Source organism: Kineococcus rhizosphaerae (assembly GCF_003002055.1).
GTDB classification, from domain to species: domain Bacteria; phylum Actinomycetota; class Actinomycetes; order Actinomycetales; family Kineococcaceae; genus Kineococcus; species Kineococcus rhizosphaerae.
Genome location: NZ_PVZF01000035.1, coordinates 1 through 9,087, shown reverse-complemented (window position 1 = coordinate 9,087; position 9,087 = coordinate 1). Strand labels below are relative to the sequence as shown.

The following is a 9,087-nucleotide window of genomic DNA, read 5'->3' as shown; positions in this document are numbered from 1 at the left end:
GTCGACGTCGACCACCGGGACACGCTGCTCCGGGCGATCAGCCGGCCACTCGCCCACCCGGAGCCTTCCTGGGTGGCGGAGAGCCCGTCGGGACGGGGACACGTCGGCTGGGTGCTGCGGACGCCGGTCTGCCGTACCGACTCCGGTAGACCGAAGCCTCTCGCGTACGCCGCGAAGGTCGAGGAGGGTCTACGAGCGGCCCTAGACGGGGACGTGGGGTACGCGGGCCTCCTGACGAAGAACCCCATCCACCCCGACTGGGCGACGACGTGGGGAGCCCCGGAGCCGTACTCCCTGGAGGAGCTGGCCCGCGGTCTGGGCGACCTCATGCCGCGGGTCCTCCCCCGCCGTGCGGTCGAGTCCTCCGGTCTGGGCCGGAACGTGACCCTGTTCAACGTGCTGCGGAGGTGGGCCTACCGGTCCCGCTACCGCTACGACGTCCAGGGCGAGTGGGAGGAGGTGACCCTCGCGTACGCGGTCAACGTCAACGCGGAGTTCCCCGTCCCCCTGGGGGTCCCGGAGGTGGCATCGACGGCCCGGTCCGTGGCTCGATGGGTCTGGAGACACGAGGAGTTCGGCCCGGAGGGCTTCCGGGCAGTCCAGGCCCGACGGGGCCGAATCGTGACCCCCGCCGTCCGGGAGGCGAACCGGGTCCGCCGGACGAAGGTCAACCACGCGGACGTCGTGCTGGAGGTGGCGGAGTGAGCGCGGAGAAGGCCGGTCGCCGGAAGGTGACGGCGAAGGAGGCCGCGGCGAAGTTCGGGGTCTCCGAGCGGACCATTCGCCGGATCATCGCGGAGCCGCGGGACGAGTTCCTGGCCCGTGCCGCGGAGCGACGGGCGAAGGTCCTCGCGCTCCGGGCGGAGGGGCTCACCTACCGGGAGATCGGCGAGGAGATCGGGACCACGACGGGAGCCGTCGGGCGGCTCCTGCGGGACGCGAAGCTCCACGCCGAACGAGAGGCCCAGAAGTCCCAGGAGGCCGTCGTCGAGGACCGGGCGACCGCGTAAGACGGAGCTCGACTTCGACCAGGTCTACCGGCGTCCCAGCAATCGGCGGAGCCGGCCGAACGCGGTCGGCGCGGGGTCGAGAAGTCCGTCCGGAACCCGCCCGGCGCGACGATCCCCCGCCATGCTCGACACCGGCTCCCGGAGGTCGACGACGTGGTCCTCAACGACGGGTACTTCGTCTTCTTCAACCGGCTGAAGTCCCCCGAGGGCTCCGTCGACTGGAAGGTCCGCGCGGTCGGCCAGGGCTCCAGGTCGGAGTTCGACCTCGACCGGCAGGCCATCCCTGGGAGCCCTTGACGGCCCCGCTTCGAGCATCCGGAGGGCCTGTCGCAAGGACGCGACATGGTCTGCGCGCTCCGCTGCGATGGTCTCCGCGGCCTGCCGGTGAGCGTGCTCAACCTCTCGGAGAGCCCGCTCCTGGACGAGTTCGGCTTCTAGTTCGGCGACCCGGTGAGCGAGGTCCTGAGCACGATCATCGGCGACATGAGCGCGCTCCGTGGGCGCGCTCTCCGCAGTCGTGGGCGTGGTGCTGAGCGGGGTGGGCGCGATCGGCTTCGCCAGGGTGAATCCAGCCCCCAGGAGGTCCTCCACGCTCACCGTCCAGGCCCCGGTCTCGTCCTTCCTGGCCTGCGGAAACGCTCCCTCCTCGACTCGACGACGGATCGTGGAGCGGCTCACTCCGACCCGCTCTGCGGCCTCCGTGAGCGTCCACCGGGGCCGGGTCGTGAGCGAGGTCGGGGCGGACGCCTCATCAACGTGAGCGCGCTCCGTGGGCGCGCTCTCCGCCGTGGTGAGCGAGGAGTCTTCCTGGGCAGGCTCAGCGGACACGCTCACAGCGTGGAGTGAGCGGGCTCAACCGCCGGCCACGCCACGCCGGGGAGAACGCGGTCTAGGAGCCCCGGACAGGTCGACCAGGGAGGCGGTAGGACTCGTCCAGCGGGGGAGTCGGGGCCTGGTGGTCCTCCGTTACGGGCGAGCGGGCGACGTTGAGCACGACACCGTGCTCTCCTACGTCCGACCGCGGCAGCCAGTCGCGGTCGGGGGTCGTTCGGGTGTCACCCACTCGTCCCTGACGTGCGCGTGTTCCGCGTCCGCCGTGTCGCTTCGGTCCCTAGGCTCGAAGCAGAGGACGTCGTGAACGACGACGAGCCGGGGGGCTGCAACCCCCCGGCTCGTCAGCGGCGACCTCGAAGTACGACCCGCACCTGCCAGCACGTATCGATCCGGTCCGCCGGAGAAAGAAGGTCCTCGTGGACCCCCTCCAGGTCAACAGTAGGGGCGCGTACGCGCCTCCTGCCGCAGGTTCGACCCCGGAAGTCACGCGTCCGGCCGATCCCGTCAGCCTCCCGCCGGCCACGGCCAGCCAGCCCCCGCCGCGGCGGGACCGGCTCCGGCGCGTGGTCGCGACGGCCCTCCTCGCGGGGATGCTGCTCCTCGCGTTCGTCCGCCCCGACGTCTCGCCCTTCGTCCTGAGCGTCATCGGCGGGTCCGGGCTCGCCCTGTTCGGGATCGACGTGCCCTGGTCGAGCATCCCGTGGGGGCTGCTACTGGGAGGCGACCGCTCGGAGTGATCCGTGATCGTCGGCGAGGTCCAGGTCTTCCCCGCCTCGACCTCGCCGACGACCGGTGCCACCACACCACCGACCACGGACACGAGACGACGACACACATGCACGCCGTCCGCAAGACCGATCCAAGGAGCGGCCCATGAGCGTCTTCCGCCTGGAGCTTCGGGCGCGGTACGTCGGCGGGACCCTGGGCCTGCACACGGCGAGGGGGGACCGCGTGATGACCGTCCCGCTGGACCGGCTCGACCCCGTCGACGCGCTGGACCTCATGGAGATGGGCTTCGGCGACCCCGGTCGGATCGAGGGCCTCCCTCTCGATGCGCTCGACGAGGCCCTGGACCGGGAGGGCTGGACGCGGATCACGGACTGGGCCGTGGACGGGGCCGGGACGACGTGGTCGACGGTGGAGCGGTCGTGACGGCCCAGACGTGGGTCCTGGTCCTGGGCGTCGGGTCGGCCCTGTTGAGCGTGGCCGCGGCCCTCGTGGGCCTGCCCAGCTTCCGCCGGCCACCGCTCCGGGGTCAGCTCACCTACGACGACATCGCCCACGCGCACGAGGAGGTCAACCAGGAGCGGCACGCCGACTGGGTCCGTGGGTGGCGCGTGACCGTCCTCGCGCTGTTCTCCGCGGCCTTCGCGATGGGGGCCGCGGTCGTGGGCTTCGTCGCGGCCTAGACCGGGTCGGCCCGCGGCTTCGGCTCGTGGGCCTCGACCTCGTCGGCCAGCCGCTCCGCGTCGGCGTTCGTGAACCGGCGACCGTTCACGAACACCTCCTCCGTGTCCAGGTCGACCTCCTCCGCGTCGAGGAACTCCGCGGGGTCAACCTCCTGGGTTCGCCCGCCGGGAAGGCGGATCGCCACCGGCTCCCCCCGCCGGATCGCGTCGGCGAGGGCCTGGGGGGCGTCGGACGTGTCGCGGGGGTCTGGCATCGGCCCAGGGTCGCCTCGACGACGAGGCCGCGTCCAGGGAGTAGACGCGTCTCCAGACGCGTCTCGTAACGCGTCACGGTCTACCGGAGGCCGGGGTGCCGCTCCGGTGGGAGGAGGCGGGCTCCGGCCTGCCGACGACGGCCCTTCGCGGCCTCCCGGAGGGACTTCTCCCGGTGGCACGGCACGCACAGACCCCGCAAGTTCGACGGGTCATCGGTCCCGCCGGCCGACGCGGGGACGACGTGGTCGACCTCGACGGAGTCGCGCTCGAGGCAGACCCGGCACACCGGGTCACGGCGCAGGACCGCACGCTTCACCCTCGCCGGGACGGCCCCGGCGTACGGGGTGGACCTCGTCCAGGGCTTCGACACGGCGGAGGGCTCCCGTAGGTAGACGCGTGGGGCCGTAGAGGTCTCAACCTGGGGCCGGTGGGAGCTGCTATGCGAGCCGTCTGGGGATCGGGGGCCACCGGGGGCTCTCCCCCTCCCCGTGGGGGGCCGGAGGTGCTCCGCAGACCGTACAACGGCGACCGGCGAGGGTAATCCGGTCGGCGGGTCGGTCTCGTCGCGGCTCAGGGCCGTGGAGCATTTGCGTTACAGCGCAACGCCTCGACGAGGTCGAGAGGCTGGACCGGTCGGGGCCGTGGTCCTCGCTCCACGGCCCCGACCGGTCGTCGGGGCTCGCCCAGGTCAGGCGAGGTCGACGGCGATCCGGACGACGCGGCCCTCGTCGAGGACCCCCCACGCCGCGCGGATCGTCGAGCGGAGCGCGATGGAGTCCGACCGGAACAGGGCTTCGCGGCTGGCCTCGAACTGCACGTCCTGGCGCAGGACGACGGCGATCGCGTTGCGGTCCCAGACCCCGACGAGGTCGGTCGGGACCGTGGCGTCGACGAAGACCGGCACGCCGAACAGGGTCCGGTCCACCTTCCCGTCGGTGGGCGAGCCCAGGAGCGGACGCGAGGAGCCGGTCTCGTCCTTGAGCTTCGCCAGGACCCCCCAGGTGTCGGGGTGGAGGGCGATCACGGAGGGGGTCCCCCCGGCGGCCTCTACCTGGGTGAGCGCGTCCTGGAGGGGGTCCAGGGAGGCCCCGGTGAGGGTGCCGCCGTCGGTGGAGTTGTCCGCGGTCAGGACGCCGGCCGGGACCTTCCCGCCCAGGCCGGTCCCGTCGGAGGCGATGAACGCCGTGTCCAGCGCGGTCCGCAGGGACCGGGCGAAGGACTCCCCGATCAGGGACAGCGCGGTCGGGTCGCTGTCTTCGGCCAGTTCGCGGGAGATCGGCTTCCAGAGACCGATCTTCGCCGGACGGAGCGCGAGTTCGTCGACGGTCGGCGCACCTTCGGGCAGGTCGGCCCCCTCCTCGACGAACGAGGCCGGGGCGTCCCCGGTGAGCCGGGGGACGCGGACCTCGTCGCGGCGGGTCGGGATCGGGAAGGCCGTCCGCAGCGCGAGGGAGTCGCGGGTGAGGGGGAGAAGGACGATCGAGGACCGGTCTTCGGGGGTGATCGCGGTCCCGATGGTGGCGGTCGTGGTCAGCGCGGTAGGCATGGGGGTGCTCCAGGGAGGGGGGTGGTTTCTTCCGGTCTCCCGTTGCGCCGCAGACGCTTACGGGTGCTCCCCTGGAGCGGTCGTCGCGCTGGAGTTCGTCACGGACGAGGGTTCCAGCGCGACGTCCAGTGTACCGGCGCGATCACTTCCGGGACGGGTCGGCCAGCCACTTCGCGAGGTTGTCGAGGGCCTGGTCGGTCGGGGACGGACCGGAGTTCGGGCGGGCCACCGGGGAGGCCGTGCGGGGGTCGTTCGTGTCGGCCCAGACGACGTCCTGGACGGTCATCGACTTGCGGTCCACGGCCCGGTCCCCGGACCCCTGGGTCCGGTCCGGGCGGGGGCCACGGGCCAGCCCCAGGGCCTCGACCGCGGCCTTCGAGGCGTCGGCGACCTTCGCCGGATCGACGCGTCCGTCCTCGTCGAGGAGGTCGGCGACGGTCGTCCCCGCGGCCCACAGCGCGGACGGCTTGCGCAGGTCGGACAGGGACTCCGCGATCGTCTTCCGCGCGGCCTCCAGGTCGCCGGCCAGCCGGTCGCGGTCGGCCTCGACCTCCCGGAGCTGGGTCCGGTAGCGGGCCTCCCGGTTGCGCCGGCCAGCCCCGGCGGGCTCGTCGTCGAGAGTCCGGTCCTGGTCGTCCTCCCCCTCGACGGCTTCCTGGGGCTCCTGGGAGGCCGTGGAGGGATCGGAGGTGCCTTCGTGCGGGTCGACGTCGTTCGTCGGCTCCTGGGCCTGCTGGGCGGGTTCCTGGGCCGGGTCGGCGGTCGGGCCAGCCCCCAGGAGTCGGTCGAGGGCGGTCGGCTGGTCGGTCACGGGGACTCCTTCGAGTCGGTGTCAGGGATCGGATCGAGGTCGAGGAGGTCCTCTATCGGCCAGCCCAGGAGGTCCGGGGGCCAGTAGACGAGGGCCTCGATGGGGTCGGAGGCAACGACCGACGGGAACCCGTCGACGTCGGCCTGGACGTGGTGGTCGCGGTACTGCACGAGTTCGCCGCGGAACCGGCGACGGGCCTCGTCGAGGGTGAGCCGGAGCGGACCCCGACGTTCGGGGTCCAGGTCGGGGCCGGGGCTCACGAGGCGACCCGTCCGGCCAGCCGCGGGACGTGGGAGAAGTCGATCCCGCCCCAGACCCCGGCGCGTTCCCCCGCGCTGCGGGCGTACGCGCGGCACGGGGCCAGGAGAGGGCAGTCCCGGCACCGGAACGAGGCCCGGACCCGGTCGGCCCGCCGCTCCGAGAACCACAGCTCCGGGTCGGCCTGACACGGCGGGTCGTCCTCGTCGAGGGCCTTCGCCAACTCCAGCCACTCCTCGCGGGCCTGCTCCGGGATCACGCCGACCTCCTGTGGATCAGGGACAGGGCCGGTCCGCCGGCCGGAGCCGGAGGCTCGTCGTCGGCGGGCAGGTCGGGGAGTTCGGACCACCGGAACGCGTCCGCCGACTCCGGCTGCTCCTGCTCGACGAACTCCTCCAAGACCTCCCGGACCCGGCGTCTCCACGCGTTCCCCCGGCCCCGGCGGATCGTGAGGTAGAGCCCGATCGGGGAGCCCCAGTCGTCGTGGACGTCGAGGATGCTTCGCACCCCCACCCCTCCGCGGGACTGGACCTCACACCCCGGCAACTGCCAGCTCCCGCAACCGTGCTCCCTCTGCTGCGCCCGAAGTTCGTCGGCCACGGCCCACCCCAACCGGGCCAGGAGCCCCGCCGCGCGGACGCGGGTCTGTCGAGCCTGGGCGAGGGTCATCCACGACAGGGGACCGTCGAGGTTGTCGACGAAGACCGGGCACTCCACGTCGAGTTCGAGGTGGTCCTCCTCGCCGATCTCGCGGACCTCCCAGGTGAAGGCGTACGGGTTCAGCCGACGCGCCACGACGGACCCCCCTCGTCCTCGTCGTCCAGGTCCTCATCGGGGTAGGCCGACACCGACCCCAGGAACTCCGCCGGAACCGGGACGGCCCCGAGGGGAACCCCTCCGGCGGGCTGGCGGGTTCCGGAGCGAAGCGGAGGAACCCCACCTCGTCGGACGTCGGCGCGGTCGGCGGCTTCGGCCAGCCACACACCGGAGGCGCGGTCGCGGCCCACGCCGACGGGGTCCGGCGAGGGGGTCTCCCCCTCCCCGTCCCGATCCCGCCCCTCCACTTCGTTGCGGGGCGGGACGGGACGGGTCGGGGCACCGTCTCCAGACGCGTCTCGAGACGCGTCTTCCCGGTTCCGGTTCTCCTTCCACCGCCGCTGACGTTCGGCCTTCAACGTCCGCTCCTTCTCGACCCTCGCCTTCGACGGCTGGTTGGTCAGGAAGTCCGCGATCCGGTAGCCGTCGCCCTCCGGCACGAGGACGCCGGCCGACACGAGTTCGGCCAGCACCTCCTCGACGGGGTCGGCGGAGACCACCCGACGGGCGACCACGGCCCGGACGAAGCCGTCGGTCAGACCCCGGTTGCAGTACGCGAGGAGTTCCACGCGAGCCCAGCACGCCGCGGCGGACAGGCCCGCGGCCACCCACTTCTCCGGCTCCGTGTCGTCGATCCGGACCCACGTCATGCCGTCGCCTCCTTCGACCGGTTCCGCCGACGTCGCCGACGACGGCGGGACGACGAGGTGGGCTCCAGGGCCGCAGGCTCGTCGGCCTCGACGTCGGTCGGGGTCGGTTCGACCGGCTCGTGGGCGCGGGTCTGCGGGACCTTCCCCGTGAGGACCTCGAAGCGCTCCTCCGGCGTCAACGGGGCGACCTTGCACAGCACGATCTCCGCGGCGTGGCCCAGCTCCTCCGCGCGGGCGGCGTGCCGCTCCGCCGAGGACAGGGACAGGAAGACGCGACGGCGGACGCTGTTGGGGTACTGCACGAGGAGGACGAACACCGGCGTCCGGCCCTCAGCCCAGCGCGCCGGGGGTGCGATGCTGGGGGTAGCGGTAACGAGCCTGGTCGGGCTCCTGGAGGCCGGGTTCCCCTGGAGGGACCCGGCCTTCGTCGTCTCCGCGGTCACGGCGTGCTCGCCTCCTCCGACCCCTCCTCGACGTCCAGGTCCTCGACGAGGTCGACGTCGGAGTCCTCGTCGACGCCGCCGGCCGGGGGCTCCTGGGAGATGCGCCGGGTCGACACCCCGCCCAGGTCGGCGAACAGGTCGCGGACCCGCGGGGGCTTCACCGGCGGACCCTTCGGGACGTCGAGGTGGAGCCACCGCTCCCGCGCGGCCTGCCGCGAGACGTCGACGGCGTCCCCGACCTCCGTCCAGGACGCACCGGCCCGACGGGCTTCGGTGACGAACACCGGCTCGACGTCGGTGGGGAACAGCCGCACGAGGCGGAGGGCCGCGGTGTAGCGCAGCCGCCGGACGGTCGGGTCCTGGAGGGCTTCGGCGTGTCGGTCGGGGTCGACGGCGGGGTCCGGCAGACCCAGGACCTCGTCGACGAGCCGCTCGACGGCGGCGACGTAGGCCCAGCGGAGACCGGAGAACCGGGACCGGATGAAGTCCAGGTCCCCGGCTCGACTGTTCTCGAACCAGGGCGAAGCCAGCCGCGGGGGGTGGGTGTCGTGATCTTCGGGGGGCATGTCGTCAAGATGCACTGTCCATGACTGACAAGCCAGTCCTTACTCGTCCTCGCGTCTAGCTCCGGCGTGTCTGCCCTTTCGGCCCCGGCGTGTCGCGGGGGGCGACGAGGGACGCGCGGGGGGCCGCGGGGTCACGGAGAGTGAGCATTCCAAGATCACGGGCGGGATATCTGATTTGGCTGGTGTGTCCTACCCGTAACGGTGAAGATCATCCGCCAGGGTGGCCGACGTGAACACGGCGACGGCGGAGTCCTGGGTGGACGAGTGGTGGCAACCGCGGCGACCCCTCGCGACCGACCACCCCGCGTCGGGCTGCTACCGGATGAGCCGGGAGGACGCACTCCTGCGCCGCTACCTCCAGCACTCCCCGCCTCCGCTGGTCTCGATGCTCGTCGTCGACGTCGACCACCGGGACACGCTGCTCCGGGCGATCAGCCGGCCACTCGCCCACCCGGAGCCTTCCTGGGTGGCGGAGAGCCCGTCGGGACG

General features: G+C 72.8%; 16 protein-coding genes and 1 pseudogene. 7 read left to right on the top strand and 10 right to left on the bottom strand.

The features are described 5' to 3' along the window. The 6 genes from CLV37_RS26335 to CLV37_RS26315 form a co-directional block, all read left to right on the top strand. Positions 1–705 (top strand): replication initiation protein (locus CLV37_RS26335; RefSeq protein WP_106215707.1); only part of this gene is annotated, 705 nt, incomplete at its 5' end. Next, positions 702–1,010 (top strand): sigma factor-like helix-turn-helix DNA-binding protein, encoded by a 309-nt coding sequence (locus CLV37_RS26330; protein WP_106215706.1) that lies wholly within the window; start codon positions 702–704, stop codon positions 1,008–1,010. The genes CLV37_RS26335 and CLV37_RS26330, both read left to right, overlap by 4 nt. Positions 1,011–1,163: 153 nt before the next feature. Beyond that, positions 1,164–1,307, top strand: a complete 144-nt coding sequence (locus CLV37_RS27265; protein ID WP_146149621.1) for a TerD family protein — start codon at positions 1,164–1,166, stop codon at positions 1,305–1,307. Positions 1,308–2,407: 1,100 nt separating this feature from the next. Beyond that, the gene (locus tag CLV37_RS27945; RefSeq protein WP_170127532.1) at positions 2,408–2,581 is read left to right on the top strand and encodes a hypothetical protein; all 174 of its coding nucleotides are present in this window, start codon (positions 2,408–2,410) and stop codon (positions 2,579–2,581) included. A gap of 136 nt (positions 2,582–2,717) precedes the next feature. Next, complete coding sequence (locus tag CLV37_RS26320) at positions 2,718–2,996, top strand: hypothetical protein (protein ID WP_106215704.1); 279 nt, start codon at positions 2,718–2,720, stop codon at positions 2,994–2,996. After that, positions 2,993–3,253: a hypothetical protein gene (locus CLV37_RS26315; RefSeq protein WP_146149620.1), complete on the top strand. Its 261-nt coding sequence runs from the start codon at positions 2,993–2,995 to the stop codon at positions 3,251–3,253. The genes CLV37_RS26320 and CLV37_RS26315 overlap by 4 nt, the downstream gene beginning before the upstream one ends. Here the strand turns inward: CLV37_RS26315 and CLV37_RS26310 are convergent. The 10 genes from CLV37_RS26310 to CLV37_RS26270 all read right to left on the bottom strand — a co-directional run bounded on the left by CLV37_RS26310 (position 3,250) and on the right by CLV37_RS26270 (position 8,598). After that, entirely contained in the window at positions 3,250–3,507 is a 258-nt protein-coding gene (locus tag CLV37_RS26310; protein WP_106215702.1) for a hypothetical protein, read from the bottom strand. The two genes, CLV37_RS26315 and CLV37_RS26310, sit on opposite strands and share 4 nt — an antisense overlap. Positions 3,508–3,587: 80 nt before the next feature. Beyond that, on the bottom strand, positions 3,588–3,794 hold the full coding sequence (locus tag CLV37_RS29265; RefSeq protein WP_425433640.1) for an HNH endonuclease: 207 nt from the start codon (positions 3,792–3,794) through the stop codon (positions 3,588–3,590). A 402-nt stretch (positions 3,795–4,196) separates the two neighbouring features. Next, positions 4,197–5,054: a phage major capsid protein gene (locus CLV37_RS26300; RefSeq protein WP_106215700.1), complete on the bottom strand. Its 858-nt coding sequence runs from the start codon at positions 5,052–5,054 to the stop codon at positions 4,197–4,199. Between the two features lie 142 nt (positions 5,055–5,196). After that, a complete protein-coding gene (locus CLV37_RS26295) occupies positions 5,197–5,865 on the bottom strand; it encodes a hypothetical protein (protein ID WP_106215699.1) in 669 nt (222 codons plus the stop codon). Then, a complete protein-coding gene (locus tag CLV37_RS26290; RefSeq protein WP_106215698.1) occupies positions 5,862–6,125 on the bottom strand; it encodes a hypothetical protein in 264 nt (87 codons plus the stop codon). Before CLV37_RS26290 ends, CLV37_RS26295 begins: the two co-directional genes overlap by 4 nt. Beyond that, entirely contained in the window at positions 6,122–6,382 is a 261-nt protein-coding gene (locus tag CLV37_RS27935; RefSeq protein ID WP_170127530.1) for a WhiB family transcriptional regulator, read from the bottom strand. The genes CLV37_RS26290 and CLV37_RS27935 overlap by 4 nt, the downstream gene beginning before the upstream one ends. Next, the gene (locus tag CLV37_RS27930; RefSeq protein ID WP_170127529.1) at positions 6,379–6,918 is read right to left on the bottom strand and encodes a hypothetical protein; all 540 of its coding nucleotides are present in this window, start codon (positions 6,916–6,918) and stop codon (positions 6,379–6,381) included. Before CLV37_RS27930 ends, CLV37_RS27935 begins: the two co-directional genes overlap by 4 nt. Continuing rightward, positions 6,903–7,589 carry a hypothetical protein gene (locus CLV37_RS26280; protein WP_106215696.1) on the bottom strand — a complete coding sequence of 229 codons (687 nt, stop codon included), beginning with the start codon at positions 7,587–7,589 and terminating at the stop codon, positions 6,903–6,905. Before CLV37_RS26280 ends, CLV37_RS27930 begins: the two co-directional genes overlap by 16 nt. Next, positions 7,586–7,906: a hypothetical protein gene (locus tag CLV37_RS26275; RefSeq protein WP_106215695.1), complete on the bottom strand. Its 321-nt coding sequence runs from the start codon at positions 7,904–7,906 to the stop codon at positions 7,586–7,588. The genes CLV37_RS26280 and CLV37_RS26275 overlap by 4 nt, the downstream gene beginning before the upstream one ends. Before the next feature lie 122 nt (positions 7,907–8,028). Beyond that, on the bottom strand, positions 8,029–8,598 hold the full coding sequence (locus tag CLV37_RS26270; protein WP_106215694.1) for a hypothetical protein: 570 nt from the start codon (positions 8,596–8,598) through the stop codon (positions 8,029–8,031). Positions 8,599–8,827: 229 nt separating this feature from the next. Here CLV37_RS26270 and CLV37_RS26265 point away from each other — a divergent pair. Next, positions 8,828–9,087: pseudogene (locus CLV37_RS26265) on the top strand (replication initiation protein); the annotation flags it as partial.